The 19,464-nt window shown below is 66.3% G+C and carries 13 protein-coding genes and 2 pseudogenes; 9 read left to right on the top strand and 6 right to left on the bottom strand.

Translation table 11 applies throughout. From position 1 onward, the window contains the following. On the top strand, nucleotides 1-1,216 hold a 1,216-nt coding region (locus CDN38_RS02245; protein ID WP_099318755.1), incomplete at its 5' end, for a WS/DGAT/MGAT family O-acyltransferase. A gap of 133 nt (nucleotides 1,217-1,349) precedes the next feature. Further along, nucleotides 1,350-1,526, top strand: coding sequence for a hypothetical protein (locus CDN38_RS29200; RefSeq protein ID WP_155254715.1), 177 nt, complete (start codon nucleotides 1,350-1,352; stop codon nucleotides 1,524-1,526). A gap of 457 nt (nucleotides 1,527-1,983) precedes the next feature. On the opposite strand, the gene CDN38_RS02240 is transcribed toward CDN38_RS29200, so the two are convergent. From CDN38_RS02240 to CDN38_RS02230, 3 genes are read right to left on the bottom strand one after another with little or no spacing between them, the layout of a single operon-like run. Beyond that, nucleotides 1,984-3,261, bottom strand: coding sequence for an alpha/beta hydrolase (locus tag CDN38_RS02240; protein ID WP_023373211.1), 1,278 nt, complete (start codon nucleotides 3,259-3,261; stop codon nucleotides 1,984-1,986). Continuing rightward, nucleotides 3,258-4,892: an acyl-CoA ligase FadD12 gene (gene fadD12, locus CDN38_RS02235; protein ID WP_023373213.1), complete on the bottom strand. Its 1,635-nt coding sequence runs from the start codon at nucleotides 4,890-4,892 to the stop codon at nucleotides 3,258-3,260. The genes CDN38_RS02240 and fadD12 overlap by 4 nt, the downstream gene beginning before the upstream one ends. 3 nt (nucleotides 4,893-4,895) lie before the next feature. Then, nucleotides 4,896-5,636 (bottom strand): lysophospholipid acyltransferase family protein, encoded by a 741-nt coding sequence (locus tag CDN38_RS02230; RefSeq protein ID WP_099185123.1) that lies wholly within the window; start codon nucleotides 5,634-5,636, stop codon nucleotides 4,896-4,898. Between the two features lie 265 nt (nucleotides 5,637-5,901). Between CDN38_RS02230 and CDN38_RS02225 the strand changes: the two genes are divergently transcribed. Continuing rightward, entirely contained in the window at nucleotides 5,902-7,170 is a 1,269-nt protein-coding gene (locus CDN38_RS02225; RefSeq protein ID WP_023373219.1) for a PucR family transcriptional regulator, read from the top strand. Nucleotides 7,171-7,251: 81 nt separating this feature from the next. Here the strand turns inward: CDN38_RS02225 and CDN38_RS02220 are convergent, their stop codons facing one another. Further along, the gene (locus tag CDN38_RS02220; protein WP_080674155.1) at nucleotides 7,252-8,229 is read right to left on the bottom strand and encodes a Rieske (2Fe-2S) protein; all 978 of its coding nucleotides are present in this window, start codon (nucleotides 8,227-8,229) and stop codon (nucleotides 7,252-7,254) included. 587 nt (nucleotides 8,230-8,816) lie between these two features. On the opposite strand from CDN38_RS02220, the gene CDN38_RS02215 reads away from it, so the two are divergent. After that, a complete protein-coding gene (locus CDN38_RS02215) occupies nucleotides 8,817-10,559 on the top strand; it encodes a PE family protein (protein WP_023373223.1) in 1,743 nt (580 codons plus the stop codon). Between the two features lie 216 nt (nucleotides 10,560-10,775). Beyond that, complete coding sequence (locus tag CDN38_RS02210) at nucleotides 10,776-12,542, top strand: DUF3556 domain-containing protein (protein WP_023373225.1); 1,767 nt, start codon at nucleotides 10,776-10,778, stop codon at nucleotides 12,540-12,542. A 9-nt stretch (nucleotides 12,543-12,551) separates the two neighbouring features. Here the strand turns inward: CDN38_RS02210 and CDN38_RS02205 are convergent, their stop codons facing one another. Further along, nucleotides 12,552-13,112, bottom strand: coding sequence for a QsdR family transcriptional regulator (locus CDN38_RS02205; protein WP_023373227.1), 561 nt, complete (start codon nucleotides 13,110-13,112; stop codon nucleotides 12,552-12,554). A 315-nt stretch (nucleotides 13,113-13,427) separates the two neighbouring features. Here CDN38_RS02205 and CDN38_RS02200 point away from each other — a divergent pair, with 315 nt between their 5' ends. The 4 genes and pseudogenes from CDN38_RS02200 to CDN38_RS02185 form a co-directional block, all read left to right on the top strand. Then, nucleotides 13,428-14,192, top strand: coding sequence for an SDR family NAD(P)-dependent oxidoreductase (locus tag CDN38_RS02200; protein ID WP_023373229.1), 765 nt, complete (start codon nucleotides 13,428-13,430; stop codon nucleotides 14,190-14,192). A gap of 26 nt (nucleotides 14,193-14,218) precedes the next feature. After that, a complete protein-coding gene (locus CDN38_RS02195) occupies nucleotides 14,219-15,760 on the top strand; it encodes an acyl-CoA synthetase (RefSeq protein WP_023373231.1) in 1,542 nt (513 codons plus the stop codon). A 14-nt stretch (nucleotides 15,761-15,774) separates the two neighbouring features. Then, nucleotides 15,775-17,370, top strand: a complete 1,596-nt coding sequence (locus tag CDN38_RS02190) for a WS/DGAT/MGAT family O-acyltransferase (RefSeq protein WP_023373234.1) — start codon at nucleotides 15,775-15,777, stop codon at nucleotides 17,368-17,370. A 65-nt stretch (nucleotides 17,371-17,435) separates the two neighbouring features. Continuing rightward, nucleotides 17,436-18,866, top strand: a pseudogene (locus CDN38_RS02185) (phytoene desaturase family protein); the annotation flags it as partial. A 482-nt stretch (nucleotides 18,867-19,348) separates the two neighbouring features. Here the strand turns inward: CDN38_RS02185 and CDN38_RS33490 are convergent. Beyond that, a pseudogene (locus CDN38_RS33490) lies at nucleotides 19,349-19,464 on the bottom strand (hypothetical protein); the annotation flags it as partial.

Below are 19,464 nucleotides of genomic sequence, written 5' to 3'. Positions count from 1 at the left end.
GTGGAAGGTCACCGGCGCCCCGCTGGGCCTGGACCGGCCCTGGTTCGTCGAGGACGAGGACCTCGACATCGACTTCCACGTCCGTCGTATCGGCGTTCCCGCTCCAGGTGGGCGGCGAGAACTCGAGGAGCTCGTCGGCCGGCTCATGTCCTACAAACTGGACCGCTCCCGGCCGCTGTGGGAACTGTGGGTCATCGAGGGTGTCGAGGGCGGCCGGATCGCGACGCTGACCAAGATGCACCACGCCATCGTCGACGGCGTCTCCGGGGCAGGTCTGGGCGAAATCCTCTTGGACGTCACACCGGAACCACGGGCGCCGCAACAGGAAACGGTTGGGTTCGTGGGATTCCAGGTTCCCGGGCTGGAGCGGCGTGCAGTCAGCGCGCTGATCAACGTCGGCATCATGACGCCGTTCCGCATCGCCAGGCTGGTCGAGCAGACCGTGCGCCAGCAGATCGCGGCTTTGGGTGTGCGCACCAAGCCACCGCGCTACTTCGACGCCCCCAAGACCCGGTTCAACGCGTCGGTGTCGCCGCACCGGCGCATTACCGGCGCGCGGGTCGAACTGGCCCGGGCCAAAGCCGTCAAGGACACTTTCGGTGTCAAGCTCAACGACGTCGTCCTCGCGCTGGTGGCGGGGGCGGCCCGGGAATACCTGCAAAAGCATGACGAATTGCCCACCAAGCCGCTGATCGCGCAGATCCCCGTCTCCACCCGCACCGACGAGACGAAATCCGATGTGGGCAACCAGATCAGCTCGATGACGGCCTCGCTGGCAACCCATATCGAGGACCCCGCCGAGCGGCTCAAGTCGATCCACGAAAGTACCCAGAGCGCCAAGGAAATGGCCAAGGCGCTCTCGGCGCATCAGATCATGGGTCTGACCGAGACCACACCACCGGGGCTGCTGCAGCTGGCCGCCCGCGCATATACGGTCACAGGTCTGTCGCACAACCTGGCGCCGATCAACCTGGTCGTCTCCAACGTCCCCGGTCCGCAGTTCCCGCTGTACATGGCCGGCGCCAAACTGGATTCGCTGGTTCCGTTGGGGCCACCGGTGATGGACGTCGCCCTCAACGTCACCTGCTTCTCCTACATGGAGTACCTGGACTTCGGATTTGTGACGACACCGGAAGTGGCCAACGACATCGACCAGATGGCCGACGCCATCCAACCCGCGCTGACCGAACTCGAGCACGCCGCGGGCTTGCGATGACGGTGTTGTCGCCTCGTTAGCCGTAGGGCGACAGCGGCTGGTCAGTCGTGGGTGGCCGTCCTTCGCAACTGGGATGCGGCCGCGAGGCGATGTACCCGGAGTCTGCCCGGCGGTGTACGGGTCGGGTAGCTCGGTGACCGTCGATGAGCGGCAATCAGGCGTCGAGCCAGAAGATCTGACAGTGACTTCCAGGATGCTTCCCGAGCCGATGGTTGGCTCGGTCATCTTGCGGGTTGCCTGTTCGGCGTTCGGATGCTTCCGCGACGCCACAATGCGTCTGATCTTCAATATGCTCGAGCACTGCCTGTGACTCGCTGGCGCCCGCTCTTTCGCTCGAACCTGTTGCGGTGGAAGGGGTTCGGGAGAACCTGCCGGGTCGACTGTGATGCCGCCATATCGAGTTTGCGATGACGGCTTTGAGTGTGCGTAGAGGGTTTTGAGTGTGCGCAGAGGTATTTGAGTGTGCGCAGAGGGTGGGAATTTCGCGCTGGGACCGCCCTGGCGGCACACTCGGCGCCAGGAGCGCACACTCGGCGCCATGAACGCACACTCGGCGCCAGGAGCGCACACTCGGCGCCATGAACGCACAGTCGGCGCCAGGAGCGCACACTCGGCGCCAGGAGCGCACACTCGGCGCCAGGAGCGCACACTCGGCGCCAGGAGCGCACACTCGGCGCCCCCGGATTTCATCTCCCGCACCGCAGCCCCCGAACCTTAGCGCCGACGAAATTCGGTGCCCACGTTGGCTAAATGTCGGACCCCCGCAACTACCGCACGCCTGGCCCGTTCGTCACATAGACCCAGGACAGGAACCGGGCTACCGCCTCGGCCGCCTGATGTGCGCGCGGGGAACCGAAGATGTCGAAAGCGTGTTGAGCATTGGGCAATTCGGCGTAAGCGACCGGGGACTTCGAGACTCCGCGCAATTCGTCGACGAATTCCCGGGCTTCCACGACCGGGATGAGGGAGTCGTCGGTGCCGTGCAGCACAAAGAAAGGCGGCGCGTCGGCGCGCACGTGATGAATCGGCGAGGCATCGACGAATATTTGCCGATGCTCGCTGAATTTGCGCTTCACCACAAATCTTTCGAGCAGCCCGATGAATTCGGGTCGCCCGGCTGCGTCGGTGGAATACCAGTCGTAGCGCCCGTAGAAGGGAACCGCTGCGACCACCGAGGTGTCGGCATGTTCGAAACCGGGCTGGAACCGGGGTTCATTGGGCGTCAGTGCCGCCAGGGCCGACAGGTGTCCGCCGGCCGAACCTCCGCTGATCGCAACGAAGTCCGGATCGCCGCCGTAGGCCGCGATATTCTCCTTGACCCACGCCAGCGCACGTTTCACGTCGACGATGTGCGCCGGCCAGGTATGCAGCGGAGAGACCCGGTAGTTCAACGACACGCAGACCCAGCCCCGCGAAACCAGATGGGCCATCAAGGGATACGCCTGCGGCCGGCGCCAGCCCATCACCCACGCGCCGCCGGGCACCTGCACCAGCACCGGCGCCTTGCCGTCACGGGGCAGGTCGCGGCGGCGCCAGATGTCGGCCAGGTTGGCGCGCCGATGCGGGCCGTACGCCACGATGTTGGTCTTCTCGACATAACGCCGGCGCGCCACGGTGGTACGCAGTGGCAGGTTACGCCGGCCCCGGCGCGTCGGCTCGGTCGGCAGCGCGGCGAGTTCGCCGGCGTAGTCGGGTCCGAGCCCTTCGCTCAGCCCCGCTTCCAGCACCGGGCCCGGAGTCGTGATGCCGCGATAGCGGATCACCCCCAAGATGGCCCACGCCGCAACGGTCAACGCCAACGCCGTCTTTCCCTTCGGCCCGGCGAAATCGCCGCGGCGGCCGCGGCGTACCGCGTCGAGCACCGAGACGCTCAGATACATTCCCGGCACCTCCGATGCCGGCCAGCCGAACCAGAACACCAGGGCCGAGGCGTAGGGGTGGCGGGTGATCGGCTGTAATCCGTTGGCGGCGTTGACCAGTTCGACGGCTCCGCGGGTCAGCGGCCGGGGACGGCGCGCCAGCCTCAGCAGTCGCTCCCCTCTCACGAGCCGCGCACCTTGGACTGCAGTTCGGCGCGCAGGATTTTGCCGGTGCTGCCGCGCGGCAGCTCGTCGAGAACCGTGATTTCACGCGGCACCTTGTAGTTGGCCAGGTTGTCGCGCACATGCTGTTTGAGGGCCTCGGGGGCCGCGCCCCTATCGAGATGAGCGTCGGGCGCCAGCACCACGAACGCCGCGAGCCGCTGGCCGTACTGCTCGTCGTCCACGCCGATCACCGCGGCTTCGGCCACCTCGGGATGGGCGGCCAGCGTTTTCTCCACCTCGATCGGGTAGACGTTCTCGCCGCCGGAGACGATCATCTCGTCGTCGCGGCCGACCACGAACAGCCGTCCGTTCTGATCGAGGTAGCCGACGTCGCCGGAGGACATGAACCCGGCATGGAAGTCCTTCGTGGTGCCGGAGGTGTAGCCGTCGAATTGGCTCTCGTTGCGGACATAGATGCTGCCGACCTCGCCGACCGGCAGCTCGTTGAATTCCGGGTCCAGGATGCGGATTTCGGTGCCCTCAGCGGGTTTGCCCGCGGTGTCGGGGGCGGCGCGCAAGTCGGCGGGCGTCGCGGTCGCGATCATGCCGGCCTCGGTGGCGTTGTAGTTGTTGTAGATCACGTCACCGAACTGGTTCATGAAGGCGATGACGACATCGGGGCGCATCCGTGAGCCCGACGCCGCGGCGAAGCGTAACGACCGGCCGCTGTAGCGACGACGCACCTCGGCGGGCAGCTCCATGATCCGGTCGAACATCACCGGCACCACCGCCAGACCCGTTGCCTGGTGGCGGTCGACGAGGTCCAGCGTGGCCTCCGCATCGAACTTGCGCCGGGTGATGATCGTGCACGCCAGGGACGCGGCCAGCACCAGCTGCGAGAAACCCCAGGCGTGGAACATCGGCGCCACGATCACGATGGGTTCCTCGGCGCGCCACGGCGTGCGGTCCAGGACCGCCTTCAGCGTGCGGACTCCGCCACTTCCACCGGAATGCGTTGCGCCCTTGGGTGTTCCGGTGGTGCCAGACGTCAGCAGGATCAACTTGCCTTTGGTGCCGGGACGCCGAGGCTGCTTCCCGGAATGCGCGGCGATGAGTTTTTCGACGGTCAGCTCGTGCTGGTTGTCGGTCCATGCCACGATGCGAGTGGCTTCCGGCTTGTCCGCGAAGGCGCGATCCACCGTCGCGGTGAACTCTTCGTCGTAAATCACGGTGTCGACGTTCTCCCGGCTCACCACGTCGGCCAGCGCGGGACCGGCGAACGACGTGTTGAGCAGCAAGGTGTGGGCGCCGATCCGGTTGGTCGCTATCAGAGCCTCGACGAACCCGCGATGGTTGCGGCACATGATGCCGACGACTTTCGGGGGACCGGCCGGCAAGTCCTGCAGCGCGGCGGCCAGGGCGCTGCTGCGCTCGTCGAGCTGCCGCCAGGTGAGCGTGCCGAGTTCGTCGATCAGCCCCGGGCGGTCCGGGCAGCGCTGCGCCGCACCGGCGAAACCCGCGGTGAATCCCATCCCTTCGCGACGCATCGCGGCAGCAATCTTGAGGTAACGGTCAGGCCGCATCGGCGCGATCAGCCCGGCACGCCCCATCGTCGTGATCAGACCGAGAGCCTCGTTGACGCGAGATGCCATGGCTCAGCCCAGAATCGGGAAGCGACGGGTGGCTGCGAGCTTGTCGAGGGCTTCCTGCATCACCGACCGCACATACTCGTCGACCTCGTCGATGTCGGGGTCCTCGCCGAAACGTGCCGTGATGTCGATCGGATCCAGCACCTCGGTGACAATTTTGGTCGGTAGCGGCAGGTTGGGCGGAATCGCGGCGCTGAACCCGAACGGAAAACCGAACGAGAGCGGCAGGATGTCGCTGCGCAGCAGCCGCTTTAGTCCGAGGTGCTCGGCCAGCCAGGTGCCGCGCGACAGGTAGAGCTGCGTCTCCTGACCACCGATGGACACCGCCGGCACGATGGGCACGCCGGCTTCGATCGCGGTGCTGACGTATCCTTTGCGACCGTTGAAGTCGATGACGTTCTCGGCGAACGTGGGCCGGTACGCGTCGTAGTCACCGCCCGGAAACACGATCACCACGCCACCGGAGCGCAGTGCCTTGGCCGCGTTGTCCCGGCTGGCCCGGATGTAGCCGGTGCGCCGGAACAGCGACCCGGTCAGCCCCATGAACAGAATGTCGTGGCTCAGCGTGTAAACGGGCCGGTCGTAGCCGAACTTGTCGTAGAAATCGATGCTGAAGATGGGAACGTCCATCGGGAACATTCCGCCCGAGTGGTTGCCGACCACCAGCGCTCCGCCGGGCGGAAAAGAATCGAGGCCATGCACTTCGCACCGGAAGTACGTCTTCAAGATCGGGCGCATGACACTCATCAACCGCTTGGTCAAGCCGGGATCCCACTTGTCGATCTCGGGATCTCCGATGTCTGGGCTGTCGGTGCTCACGTTCCTCCCTCGAGGCTGTCTCTGGGCTGCGTTGCCGTCGAGTCCCTCGATGGTAGCGACCGATGTCGGTCCGGCGCGCCGGCATGGGCGGCGAAACGGCTCCGCTCTTGTCCGTGGCCGGGCACAGTGTTCATGTGAACCCGGCCTCCGGCCGGGCAATGACCAGCGGAGCCCAACCCAGGAGGGACGTAGAGTGGCCCAGGTCGGTGGCGGGGTCGGCGGCAGCCCCATTTCGGTGATCGCCCGGCAGATGGACACGATTCGCGACCAGTTCATCGTGGAGGTGTTCGACACCATGAAAAGCGAAATCCAGGGGCTCGACTACGACAGCCGGATGATGGACATGTGGCAGGCCAGTATCACCGAGAACTACGTCGCAGCCGTTCATTACCTGGAACGGGACGCGCCGACATCGTTGCTCGAAGCGCCACCCGCCGCACTGGCCTACGCGCGGGCAGCGGCTCAGCGCGATGTGCCGCTGGCGCCGTTGGTTCGAGCGCATCGGCTCGGCCATGCACGCTTTCTCGAGGTCGCGATGCGGTATGTGTCGCTCCTGGAACCCGCACAGCGAGTGCCGACCATCACCGAGTTGGTGAATCGTTCCTCGCGAATCGTTGACCTGGTGGCCGACCAGATGATCGTCGCCTACGAAGAGGAACACGAACGGTGGCTGAGCCGCCACGGTGGCCTGCGGCAGCAGTCGGTCAGCGAGTTGCTGGCCGGTACCCCGGTGGACGTGCAGCGCGCCGAGAAGTTGTTGCGGTACCGCCTGGACGGGATGCACGTCGCCGCGGTGGTATGGGTGGATGCGGCGGTGCCGGCCGGTGACGTGATGGCCGTGTTCGAGCAGGTCCGTTGCCTGGTAGCTGCCGAGCTGGGCTTGGTGGGTGGCTCCTTGCTGGTGCCGACCGACGAACGGGAGGCGCGGCTGTGGTTTTCGGTCTGGGACGACCGCGCCGGTGATCCGTCGCGGCTGCGCGCTGCATTCGAGTCGGCCGGCATCCGAGCACGGCTGGCCTACGGCCAGGCGGCAGACGGGCTTCGCGGTTTCCGCGCATCGCTGAAACAGGCCCAGTTGGTGAAAGCGGTGGTCCGTGCCGGCGGAGCCCGCCGCAGCGCCCGGGTTGTCTGCTACGACGACGTGGCGCCGATAGCGTTGATGGCCGCCGACGTGGATGCGTTGCGGTGCTACGTCGCAGAGGTACTGGGCGAGCTCAGCGTGGACAACGAGCGTAATGAGTGGCTACGCGAGACACTGCGCGAGTTCTTGGTGCGCAATCGCAGTTATGTCACGACAGCCGAAGCGATGCTCTTGCACCGCAACACCATTCAGTATCGGGTCGCTCAGGCGATGGAGTTGTGCGCAGGCAGCTTCGACGATCCCGATGCCGTGTTCAGGGTGCAGGTCGCGTTGGAGATCTGCCGGTGGATGGCTCCGGCGGTGCTAGCTGCACCAAAGTAAGGGCGGGATTCATGTTGTGGTTGTCAGACGCAGCAGGAGACGGTGTCACCACCGGTAGCCGGTGGCTCGGGCCGCAACGGCTCAGCCCCGGGTGGCGGTGCGAACCTCGATGTGCCCGTTGGTTTCCCGCACATCCAACTGGGGCTGGCCGGTGGTGGCAGGGCCGCGCACCAGCGTTCCGTCGCGAACGTCGAACTGCGACCCGTGGCATGGGCAGGTGATCACCGCGCCGTCCAGCTCGCCCTCGCTCAGCAGACATCCGCGATGGCTACAGCGGTTGTGAATGGCATAGAGCCCGCCGTTGTGGCGCACCAGCAGTACCGGCGCGTCCTCGGCAACAGTGCCGTGCAGTTGTCCGTCACGAAGCTCGGTGCTGTCAAGCACCGCCGTCCACTGCGGCGGACCGGGGTCGAACGCTGTCTGGTTGACACCGATCCCGCGCATATATGACATATGGCCGCCCAGGTATCCGCTGAACCCAAGTACGGTGGCCCCGGCGAACGCGAGCAGCATGCCGGATAGCCTCCGATCGCGCCGACGGGCTCTCAACGAGGCGGTGTAGAGCAGCAGTGCCACGCTGTTCAGTTCGGCATGGACCAGACCGACGCGGCGTACCCGTTCGTCGGAAAGTTCGGTGTCGGCCCAGTCGCTGATGCCGGTGAGCGCGGTGGGTAACGTCGCGGTAATGCCCACGCTGATCAGCCGCCGTGCGGCCGTCCCGCCGGAGTGGGGCGCGATCACATCCAGCAGCGACGCCGACAGGAACGAGCCGATGACCACGTCGGTCAACGGCGGATGGACCGGATGACCGAGCCACGTTCCGCTGATCGCTTGTTTCAATCTCGGCTGGGCCAGTAGCTGACGAACTCTCTTGGCGATCGACTGCGCCGGGGCGTCCAGCACTCGGGCTCGTTCAAACGCATCGACCAACGGTCGGGGGGGTGTGTAGGCGGGCATCCTCTGGCAGTACCCCACCCGGGCAACTTGAATCCGGTCGTCCGAGGATTCGCCGATCCAGTTCGGCCCTTGGGTGGCCAGGCCTGGGGCAGGAGAACTCATCCCCGATCCGTCCAGCCTCCGGCTCCAGCGCTTCGTGGCATGCCCCTTAGAACGTATGTAAACACCTTATGCTGCAGCGTGTTTGAGGTAGGAGGGCGAGAAATTCGGGCGACCCAGCCGGGTAGCGGGCCCGGCGGGGTGGTTACGACGCGAAGTCCTTTCATGCTGCGCGCACCAAAGTGATCTTGAGCTTCGGTGCGCGCGCATATGGTGTCCATCCGCCGTGGGCCTCTAGCGTATGCGCACGTCAATTCGTAAGACCACGTGAAAGAAGCTGAAAGCGCGGGTCGTGGTTTCTTGAGACCGCGACGAATTGCCCGAAGCGGCGGTGGGCAACCGTCCGTGCGCGTTGAGGGGTCGCGCATGGCTGAGCCCGAGCCGGCCGAGGCAGCCGCGCCCGGCCGAGCGCTAGCCCGAAGTTACGGGGCCGGGTCCGCCAGAGGGGGGCGGACCCGGCGGGCGCCGGCCGGGTTGGGCCGGTTTCGGCCGGTTTCGGGGTAGTCGCGTGACTCGTTAGCTACCATCCAGCCACCGCGGGGCGGCGCCGATGCCGACCAAACGGGCACGGGAGGGTGGTAGTGGCGGGAATGTCGTTTCTGGTGGCCGAGCCGGACATGATGGCGTCGGCGGCCTCGGATGTGGCCCGCATCGGTGCGGCGATCAGCGCGGCCAACGACGCGGCAGCAGCCACCACCACACAGCTGCTCGCCGCGGGCGCCGATGAGGTGTCGCAGGGGATCGCCGCGCTGTTCGGCGCGTTCGCGCGGGACTATCAGGCCGTCAGCGCCCAGATCGCGGCGTATCACGACCACGTTGTGCGGGCGCTCGGCGCGGGGGCGGAGGCATACACCGGCGCCGAAGCCGCCAATCGCACGCTGTTGCAGCCGTTGCCGAACCGGACCGTCGGGGCGCCGGGCGGGGGCGGGCCGACTGTGCTGATCATGGGTCCGACCGGAAATCCGGGACCGTCGTTTCGCTATTTGCAGCAGGTCTACAACCTCTACATCCGCCCCTTCTACCCCGGCTCACCGGTATTGGGTGTGACCACGCCGGAGCAGTTCCAGCCGTTCACCGGAATCCCCAGCCTGACCTTTGACGAATCGGTGGCTGCGGGTGCCGCCGATCTACACGCCGCGATCATGGCCCAGCACGCCGCGGGACACGACGTGGTGGTCCTGGGCTTCTCCCAGAGCGCTTCGGTGGCCACCGCCGAAATGCGTTACCTGGCAAGCCTGCCGGCCGACCTACGGCCCGGCCCCGACCAGCTGTCCTTCGTGCTGCTCGGTGATCCCAACAATCCCAACGGTGGCTTACTCGCCCGTTTTCCGGGGCTTTTCGTGCAGCCGATGGGTCTCACGTTCAGCGGTGCGACACCGAGCAACCTCTACCCGACGACCGTGTACACGCGCCAATACGACGGCTTTGCCGACTTCCCCCAGTACCCGCTCAACATTCCCGCCGACCTCAACGCGCTGTTGGGTATCTATTACGCGCACGGCACCTATCAGGAGCTGACCCCGGCTCAGGTCGCGGCGGGTGTGGTTCAGCCGGTGTCCCCGGCCGACGTCTACACCACCTATATGTTGCTGCCCAGCGAGCATCTGCCGCTGTTGGAGCCGCTGCGCGGAATTGTGCCCGCGCCGCTGCTGGATCTCGTCGAGCCGGACCTGCGGGTGATCATCGAATTGGGTTACGACCGAACCGGATACGCCGACGTGCCCACCCCCGCCGGGCTTTTCCCGACCGATATCGACGCGCTCACCCTCGCCGGTGACCTTGCCGACTCGACCGCGCACGGCATCGACCATGCGCTTGCCGATGTCGGCTTGCCGCCGCTACCGAAGGTGGCGATCCCGAATTTGCCGCTGCCGCAGCCTCCGTCGGTGCCGGCGCCGGCCATACCAGCCGCACTTCCGGTACCGCCACAGATCGGCGACGCCATCGACGGGCCGCTGGATCACCTGCCCGGCTTACTCGACACCGTCATCAACGACACACTCGATCCGGCCATCACCTCGGCGATCTACCAGGCGGGCGATTCGCTCCTCGGCGCCGCGGTCAGCCAGGGCGCGTCTCCGCAGCTCATCAATGCGATCGTCGTCGCCCAGCAGATGATGCCGGTTCTGGTGGAGGGTCCCGGCTATTTCGTGACCGCCGATGCCCAGTACCTGGCGGACGGCATCGGGGATTTGGCCGCCGGCGACCTCAACGGGTTCAGCCAAAACATGCAACTCATCCCGGCCACCAATGTCACCCTGGGCGTATTCGGCGCGGGAATCGCCGGGGTGGCCATTGCGGCGATCTTGAGCGGTCAGCCGTTTCCGACCTGATCCGTATCGCCGACGACTCCGAATATCCGGGTGTGAAGGCGACGATCACGGAAAGACCGGCACGACGGTCTCGCCAGATGACCGGCGGTGGTGCGAACATTTATGTCAGAGGCACCGAGGGGGCCAACGATGCGCAGGACCGACCACCGAATTGTACGATGCCGATTCACCCTGCGCGTCAATTGATTTCACGCTGAACCAATCAGGAAGGCCGCCATGGGTTTCATGTCACCGGAGCTTCCGGACGCCGACCCCGCCACCTGGCAGACCCTGCCACGGGCAACGAGGCTGCAAATCGTCACCCGGCATTGGGTCGAGCACGGCTTCGGAACCCCGTACGCCGCGTACCTGCTGTATCTGTTCAAGATCGGCGTGTACATCGCCGCGCCCGCGGCGATTATCTCGCTCACGCCCGGGCTGGGCGGGCTGGGTCACATCGCCGACTGGTGGACCCAACCGATCGTGTACCAGAAGGTCATCATCTTCACGCTGCTGTTCGAGGTGATGGGCTTTGGCTGCGGCTCCGGCCCGCTGACCGGCCGCTTCCTGCCGCCCGTCGGCGGATTCCTATATTGGTTGCGGCCCAAGACCATTCGACTGCCCGCCTGGCCGGACAAAGTCCCGTTCACCCGCGGCGACAGCCGTACCCTCGTCGACGTCATCCTCTACGCCGTCGTGTTGGCAGGTGGGGTGTGGGCACTGGTGTCCCCGGGACACGGCGGACCGGTGACCGGGGCCGGCGACGTCGGCTTGATCGACCCGGTGCTGGTGATCCCGACGATCGTGGCCCTGGCGCTGCTGGGTCTGCGCGACAAGACGATCTTCCTCGCGGCCCGCGGTGAACACTATTGGCTGAAGCTGTTCGTGTTCTTCTTCCCGTTCACCGATCAGATCGCAGCGTTCAAGCTCATCATGCTCGCGCTGTGGTGGGGCGCGGCGACGTCCAAGCTCAACCACCACTTCCCGTACGTCGTCTCGGTGATGACGAGCAATAACGCGCTACTGCGCAGCAGGCTGTTCAACTGGCTCAAACACCTGCTTTATCTGGACCCGGTCAATGACCTGCGCCCGTCCTGGCTGCCCAAGCTGATGGCCCATGTCGGGGGGACCACCGCGGAATTCCTGGTCCCCGGGGTGCTGGTCTTCGTCGCCGACGGCCATCCCTGGCGATGGTTCCTCATCGGGTTCATGGTGATCTTCCACCTCAACATCCTGTCCAACCTTCCGATGGGGGTGCCGTTGGAGTGGAACGTGTTCTTCATCTTTTCGCTGTTCTATCTGTTCGGGCACTACGGCGCGATCCAGGCAACCGGCCTGCAGTCACCTCTGCTGCTGGCCATCGTGCTCGCCGCGGTGGCCGTGGCCGTTGCGGGAAACCTTTTCCCCGAAAAGATTTCGTTCCTGCCGGCGATGCGTTACTACGCCGGCAACTGGGCCACCAGCGTGTGGTGCTTCCGTCCCGGGGCCGAGGAGAAGCTCGAGGCCAACGTCGTCAAAAGCTCCGCGCTGGTGGTCAACCAGCTGACCAGGCTCTACGGCGCCGACAGCGCGGAAATCATGATGGACAAGACCGCGGCATTCCGGGCGATGCATACTCACGGCAGAGCGCTCAACGGTCTGGTTTCTCGTGCTGTGGGGGGCGACGTCGACGAAACCGACTACCGCGTGCGTGAGGGCGAGCTGATTGCCGGGCCGCTGGTCGGCTGGAATTTCGGCGAGGGCCACCTGCACAACGAGCAACTGCTGGCCGCGGTGCAGCGGCGGTGCAATTTCGAGGCGGGTGACATCCGCGTCGTCATCCTCGAGGGCCAACCGATCCACGTCCAAAAGCAGTGGTACCGCATTGTCGACGCCAAAGCCGGTGTGCTCGAGACCGGCTATGTCGAGGTCAAGGACATGCTGTCGCGTCAACCGTGGCCGGAAGCCGGCGACGAATTCCCCGTCCACGTCACGACTCAGCGCGCTGTGCCAGGTACGCCGTAACGGTCGCGGTCAGCCGGGGGCACCGGCAGCCGGCGCATCCCTTCCGAGGAGCGCGGTCACCGCCAGCGCCGCCTTTGCCGCGTCGTGTTGTTCGCCGGTGATGATGTCGGAGTAGAGGAAGGACTCGACGATCCGCACGATGAGGTATGCCAGGTCGTGTGGCGGTAACGGTGCCCGCAGCTGTGTGCGCGTGATCTCTTCGCGGAGCAGGGTTTCGACGGCCGCGACCAGCCGCGCCTGGACCGTACTGGCATGTGTGGTCAGGATCCGCAGCGCCCGTTCCGGTTCTCGCCGCAGAAACTCGCGGAAGTACTCCGCCTCGTCCAGCAGCGCCACAAAGCTGCCGATGATGGCCGAGATGCGCTCGCCGCCGGACCCGGGCGCGTTCTCGACGGCTAGTGCCAGCGTGCGTTCGGCCAGTGACCAGAGAATCTCGGCCAGCAGTTCATCGCGGCTGCCGACCCAGCGGAACAAGGTGGCCCGGTTCACGCCCAGTTCGGCGGCCAGTTCCTGCATCTCGATCCGCCGACCGGCCATGAACCACCGGCGGGCGATGCGGAAGGCCGTCATGGCATCGGGGCGGCGGTCCGTCGCCGCCAGCAGTCGAGCCAGCTGCGTTTCGCCGATGTCGCACCTCCTGGCCTCGGTGAACCACGTCAGGCAACCGATGCCTCACTTCTGCGACAGATTATCAGATGTTGCATCGGGGGTCGTCGGTTCCTTGGCGCCCGTCGGCCTCAAGCACCGTCGGTACGACGGCTATTAGTACTGGCCAGTGCTGACTCAGGCTGGCCTCAGTGAGATAAATCGCGTTTGGTTGCAGATATGCAACATATCTAGATAAGGTGCAACCGTGGTATTCATTCTGCTTACCGGAGTCCTGTGATGCGCATCCTCGACCGCTTCCGGCTCGACGGCCGGGCCGCGATCGTGACCGGGGCATCCAGCGGCCTCGGCGTCACGTTCGCCCAGGCCCTGGCCGAGGCCGGCGCCGATGTCGTACTCGGCGCACGGCGCGAGGACCGGCTGGCCGGCACCCGCGCGCTCGTCGAGGCGGCGGGGCGCAAGGCTCTCGCGGTGCGCACCGACGTCACCGATCCCGAGCAGTGCCGGGCCCTGGTGAACGCCGCGATCGACGCGTTCGGCCGGGTCGACATCCTGGTCAACAACGCCGGCGTCGGGACCGCGGTGCCCGCCACCCGCGAAACCCCGGATCAGTTCCGTTCCGTCGTCGAGCTCAACCTCAACGGTTGCTACTGGATGGCGCAGGCGTGTGCGCAGGTCATGAGGCCCGGCAGCTCGATCGTCAACATCAGCAGCGTGCTGGGCCTGACCTCCGCCGGATTGCCGCAGGCCGCCTACGCATCGTCCAAGGCCGGACTGATCGGTCTGACCCGCGACCTGGCCCAGCAGTGGACCGGGCGAAAGGGCATCCGGGTCAACGCGTTGGCGCCCGGCTTCTTCGAATCCGAGATGACCGACCAATTCCCCGCCGGTTACGTCGAGACCACGGTCATCCCACGCACCCTGATGGGCCGCGTCGGCCTGGCCGACGAACTGGCCGCCGCGCTGGTCTTCCTGGCCAGCGACGCCGCCAGCTACGTCACCGGTATCACGCTGCCCGTCGAAGGCGGCCTGCTCACCTCCTGACCGCACCGACTCAGAGAAAGGCAGTCATGAACGTCGGATCGCATCTGCGCAAACGGGCCGAGTTGAATCCCGCCCTGGAGGCACTCGTCGATGACACCGCCGGACGGCGGTTCACCTTTGCCGAACTCGACGAACGCGCCGATCGGGCTGCCCGGGTGCTGACCGGGCCGGGGCTTGGCAAGGGCGACCGGGTCGCCGTGCTGCTGCCCACCTGCCACCAGTTCGTCGAGGTGTTCTACGGCGCGGCCCGGGCCGGGCTGGTGGTCGTGCCATTGAACTGGCGGCTGGTCGCCAACGAGCTGGCGTTCATGCTGCGCGACTCGGGCGCGACGGTGCTGGTGTTCGACGCCGAATACGACGCCGTCGTCGCCGAGTTGCATGAGCGTGGCGGAAACGACGACGGCACACCGGTGACCCGCTGGCTGCGCGTCGGGGCCGACGGCCCGGCTTGGGCCGCCGACTTCGACGCGCTGGTGGATCAGGCAGCGCCGCAACCGGTTTCGGTCGTCGCCGACGGTGCCGACCCACTGTTCATCATGTACACCTCGGGCACCACCGGCCTGCCTAAGGGCGCGGTGCACACCCACGACAGCGTGCAGTGGTGCCTGCTGACGATGCTGGCCAGCGTCGATATGCGGTTCCGGGACCGCTACCTGATCTCGCTGCCGCTGTTTCACGTGGCCGCACTTGCCCCGCTGGTCGGTTGTGTCTACCGCGGTGCGACGATAGTCATGTTGCGTCAGTTCGACCCGAAGCGGATCTGGGAGGTGTTCCGCGACGAGCAGATCACCACTACCCTGGCCGTGCCGGCGATGCTGAACTTCATGCTGCCGACATATCAGCCCGAGCTGCGGGAGTCGTTGGCGCTGCGCTGGATCATGAGCGGGGCGTCCCCGGTGCCGCCGTCGCTGATCAAGTCCTACGCCGATCTCGGCTTCGAGGTGCATCAGGTTTACGGGCTCACCGAATCGTGCGGTCCGGGCTGCGTGATCGGCCCCGACGACGCGATGTCGCATATCGGGTCGACCGGTAAGGCGTTCTTTCACACCGACATTCGCATTGTCGACGAGCACGGCGTGGATGTGGCAAGTGGTGTTGCGGGTGAGATTTTGATTCGTGGGCGCCACATCATGGCCGGGTACTGGAACCGTCCCGAAGCGACGGCCGAGACCATCGTCGACGGCTGGCTGCACACCGGCGATATCGCCGTTCGTGACGCCGACGGTTTCGTTTACATCCAGGACCGGATCAAGGACATGATCATCTCCGGCGGCGAGAACGTCTACCCGGCCGAAATCGAAGACGTCCTGCTGTCGCACCCCGGTATCGCCGACGTCGCCGTGGTGGGCATCCCGTCGGCCAAATGGGGCGAGTCGCCGCTGGCGGTGGTAGTGCGCGCCGACCCGGAACTCGACGAGGCGGCGGTGCTGGTGCACTGCGAAGGCAAGCTAGCGCGCTACAAACTGCCCAAGCGGGCGGTGTTCGTCGATGCCATCCCGCGCACCCCCACTGGCAAGGCGCTCAAACGCGTCCTGCGCGAACAGTTTTCGGTAGCGGCGCCCGAGTAGCCAAGGAGTCACCCATGAAGCAACTCTCCGGTTTGGACGCAGCGTTCCTCTACCTGGAGACGCCGACGACGTTCGGCCACGTCACCGGCCTGATGATCTTCGAAAGGCCCAATCCCGACTACGACCCGTATGCGGCGGTGCACGCCAAGTTCGCCTCGCTGGTGGGCGAGCTCGAACCGTTGCGGCGACGCCTGGTCGAAGTGCCGTTCGGGCTCGACCATCCGTACTGGGTGTTCGACCCGAACTTCGACCTCGACTACCACATCCGCGAATTGCGGCTGGCCCGACCGGGTCTCGTGGATCAGCTGGCCGAGCAGGTGTGCCGGATCGTGGGGCGGCCGATGGACCGCACCCGGCCGCTGTGGGAGGTGTACGTCATCGACGGCCTGCAGGACGGACGTTGGGCGCTGCTGACCAAATATCACCACGCCACCATCGACGGGGCCTCCGGGCAACTGATGTTGCAGATCGTCACCGACACGCAGCCGGACGCGCCGCCGCCGGGGGAAGGCCCGTCGTGGGAACCCGAGGCGCTGCCGTCGACCGCCGAATTACTGCGCCGCACGGCAGCCCAACTCGCCCGCAACCCGTTCCGGGCGCTGCGGGTGCAGACCCGGATCGTCGGTCAGCTCGCCGACGCCGCGGGAATCCATAGCGTGAGCAGCGCGGCAGGCCGGGCCGGGGACGCGGTCAAATGGGTCGCCCAACTGGGCCTCAGAAATAGCGGCAACCGGCCGAGCATCTCGTTGCCCGCTGTCACGGCACCGCCGACACCGTGGAACAAGACGATCACCGGCCACCGCCGCTTTGCGATGCGCACCACCTCGCTGGACAACGTCAAGCGGCTCAAGGACGCCACCGGCAGCACCGTCAACGACATCGTCATGGCGATCTGCGCCGGCGGGCTGCGGGAGTATCTGCTGTCCCATGACGCACTGCCGGACCGCCCGCTGCGGGCGATGGTGCCGGTGTCGATCCGCACCGGCGACGAGGCGGACCCGTGGACCAACCGGGTGTCGGCGATCGTCGCCGAGTTGCCTACCGACTGTGCCGATCCGGTGGAACGGGTCGCCCGCTGCCGCAAGGCCATGCAGGACGCCAAACGCACGCACGAGCTGGTGCCGGCCGCCGAACTGGTCGACCTCAGCCGATACTCGCCGCCGGTGCTGTCCACTGCCGCGGTGCGGCTGGCGTCGCGGCTGCGGCTGGCCGACCGGGTGTCGCAGCCGTTCAACGTGGTGATCTCCAACGTGCCCGGGCCCCGCCAGCCGTTGTATTTCGCCGGCTCGAAGCTGTGTCACCAGTTCCCGGTGTCGATCGTCACCGACGGGCAGGGCCTCAATATCACCGTGGTGAGCTACCTGGACCGGCTCGACTTCGGCTTCATCGCCGACCGCGAGCTCGTCCCCGACGTGTGGGATCTCGCCGACATGCACGTCGCCGAGATCAGCCGGCTCTTCGAAGCCACCGGTGCGCAGTGGGCCCAGCCGCCGCAGCCGCCCTCCCCGCGCCGCGGCCCGGTCAAGCGTGCCCCGAAGCCGGCCAAGCCCGCAACCAAGAAGACGGCGAAGACAGCGACCAAGCCGGCATCGACAACGGGCCGCCGATAGATCGAACCGGCCTCGCCGGCCCGGCTCTGGTTGACAGTTAAGCTCGTCGAGGTGACGACTCAACGCACTTTGCGATGACCAACGCGATCGTCGTCGGTGCCGGACCCAACGGCCTGGCCGCAGCGATCCATCTCGCTCGCCACGGTCTCGACGTGCAGGTGCTCGAGGCTGGCGACACCATCGGCGGGGGAGCGCGTTCGGGTGAGCTGACGGTGCCCGGACTCATCCACGACCACTGTTCGGCGTTTCACCCGCTGGGTGTCGGTTCGCCGTTTTGGCAGGAGATCGACCTGCAGCGCTACGGGCTGACCTGGAAGTGGCCGCAGACCGATTGCGCGCATCCGCTCGATGACGGTAGCGCCGGCGTGCTGTTCCAGTCGATCGAGAAGACCGCGGCGCGGATGGGACCGGACGCCAGTCGCTGGCGACGCGCGGTAGGGGATCTGGCGGCCGGATTCGATGATTTGGCAAGCGATTTGCTCCGGCCGGTCATCAACGTGCCCCGACACCCGCTCCGTCTTGCCGCCTTTGGTCCGCGTGCGGCGCTGCCGGCGACCGTGATGGCGCGCTGGTTTCGTACCGAGCAGGCGCGGGCGCTGTTCGGCGGGGCGGCCGCGCACGTCTATACGCGTCTGGACCGGCCGCTGACGGCTTCGCTCGGTCTGATGATCCTGGCCAGTGGTCACCGCTACGGCTGGCCCGTCGCCCAGGGCGGATCGGGGTCGATCACGCGGGCACTGGGCGCGGCTTTGCAGGCTCTCGGCGGCGGAATCGCCACCGGCGTGACCGTTACCAGCCGCCGCGACATCCCGGATGCCGACATTGTCATGCTCAATCTGAGTCCCGCAGCCGTCCTGGAACTCTATGGCGATGTGATGCCGGCCCGAATCAAGTCGTCCTATCGGCGATATCGCGAAGGGTCGTCAGCCTTCAAGGTCGACTTCGCCGTCGAGGGTGACATTCCGTGGACGAATCCTGACTGTGGGCGCGCCGGCACTGTCCACCTAGGCGGCACCTTCGCCGAGATCGCGGACACGGAACGGCAACGCGCACAAGGCAAAATGGTGCAACGGCCGTTTGTTCTGGTGGGTCAGCAGTACCTGGCCGACCCGTCGCGCTCAGCGGGCAGCATCAACCCGGTCTGGGCCTATGCGCACGTGCCGTTCGGTTACACCGGCGACGCTACCGAGGCCGTCGTGGACCAGATCGAGCGGTTCGCTCCCGGTTTTCGTGACCGCATTATCGCCACCGTCAGCAAGTCCACCGCCGAATTGCAGGCCTACAACCGGAATTTCATCGGCGGCGACATCATCGGCGGTGCCAACGACGGGCTGCAGGTCATCTTCCGGCCGCGGATCGCCGTCGACCCGTATGTGATTGGGGTGCCTGGTGTCTACCTGTGTTCGCAGTCCGCGCCGCCGGGTGCCGGCATCCATGGACTGTGCGGGTACTACGCCGCAGAATCGGCCTTGCGGTGGCTGCGTAAGCGGCGCTGAAGTCCGGCGCCCAGGTGCGATCACCGTCGCGTGCCCTCGACCTGACTCGACAAAGCCCACGCAGGAATAGGAATCGTCTCTTCGGCCGCCGATGAGTTGGAATACGTTGTCGCGCAACACACTCGATTGCCTAGACGTCATTTCGCCGGCCACGGCCCGGGGTTACCGTAGTGTGTTGCGCTGGTTGGGACGCCCCGTCCATATTGCTGCTTAGCCACATCCGCAGCCCGTTGTTGAAGGCACTCTCGCCGTGCCCGCTCCGCGCGACCACCGCATTGGCAGCACAGCGCGACCGAAACTGACGCTCACAGCCGACTTGGCTCGAATACGGCGTCGGCGTTGCGGACGGGGGAGTTCAGCACCGCGATGCCGGCGGCGGTGGGGTCGGTGGCGGTGCGGGGTTGGTTGTGGTTTCGGGTGTCCGCGATGTGGTGGGTGGCCGGGTTGTGCGCCAATGTGTTTGGGTTTCGATGCGGTGCCGGTGGTGGCGCTGGTGGTGGTTGGGGTTGGAAGGGTTGGTACCACCAACAGTGGGCGCGTTCGCCGGTGGGTCCTGGGCAGGGCGCGACCTGTCTCTTATACACATCTCCGAGCCCAC

Source organism: Mycobacterium ostraviense, from assembly GCF_002705925.1.
GTDB classification, from domain to species: Bacteria; Actinomycetota; Actinomycetes; order Mycobacteriales; family Mycobacteriaceae; genus Mycobacterium; species Mycobacterium ostraviense.
Note: the sequence above shows the minus strand (reverse complement) of the source record. Positions and strands in the feature narration are given on the sequence as shown.

Bases quoted from the DNA above. Each gene is read 5' to 3' on its own strand.
- CDN38_RS02230 (WP_099185123.1), bottom strand. From the start codon at position 5,636: ATGAGTGTCATGCGCCCGATCTTGAAGACGTACTTCCGGTGCGAAGTG.
- CDN38_RS02200 (WP_023373229.1), top strand. From the start codon at position 13,428: ATGCGCATCCTCGACCGCTTCCGGCTCGACGGCCGGGCCGCGATCGTG.
- CDN38_RS02215 (WP_023373223.1), top strand. From the start codon at position 8,817: ATGTCGTTTCTGGTGGCCGAGCCGGACATGATGGCGTCGGCGGCCTCG.
- fadD12 (WP_023373213.1), bottom strand. From the start codon at position 4,892: ATGGCATCTCGCGTCAACGAGGCTCTCGGTCTGATCACGACGATGGGG.
- CDN38_RS02205 (WP_023373227.1), bottom strand. From the start codon at position 13,112: ATGACGGCCTTCCGCATCGCCCGCCGGTGGTTCATGGCCGGTCGGCGG.
- CDN38_RS02195 (WP_023373231.1), top strand. From the start codon at position 14,219: ATGAACGTCGGATCGCATCTGCGCAAACGGGCCGAGTTGAATCCCGCC.
- CDN38_RS02220 (WP_080674155.1), bottom strand. From the start codon at position 8,229: ATGAGTTCTCCTGCCCCAGGCCTGGCCACCCAAGGGCCGAACTGGATC.
- CDN38_RS02210 (WP_023373225.1), top strand. From the start codon at position 10,776: ATGGGTTTCATGTCACCGGAGCTTCCGGACGCCGACCCCGCCACCTGG.
- CDN38_RS02190 (WP_023373234.1), top strand. From the start codon at position 15,775: ATGAAGCAACTCTCCGGTTTGGACGCAGCGTTCCTCTACCTGGAGACG.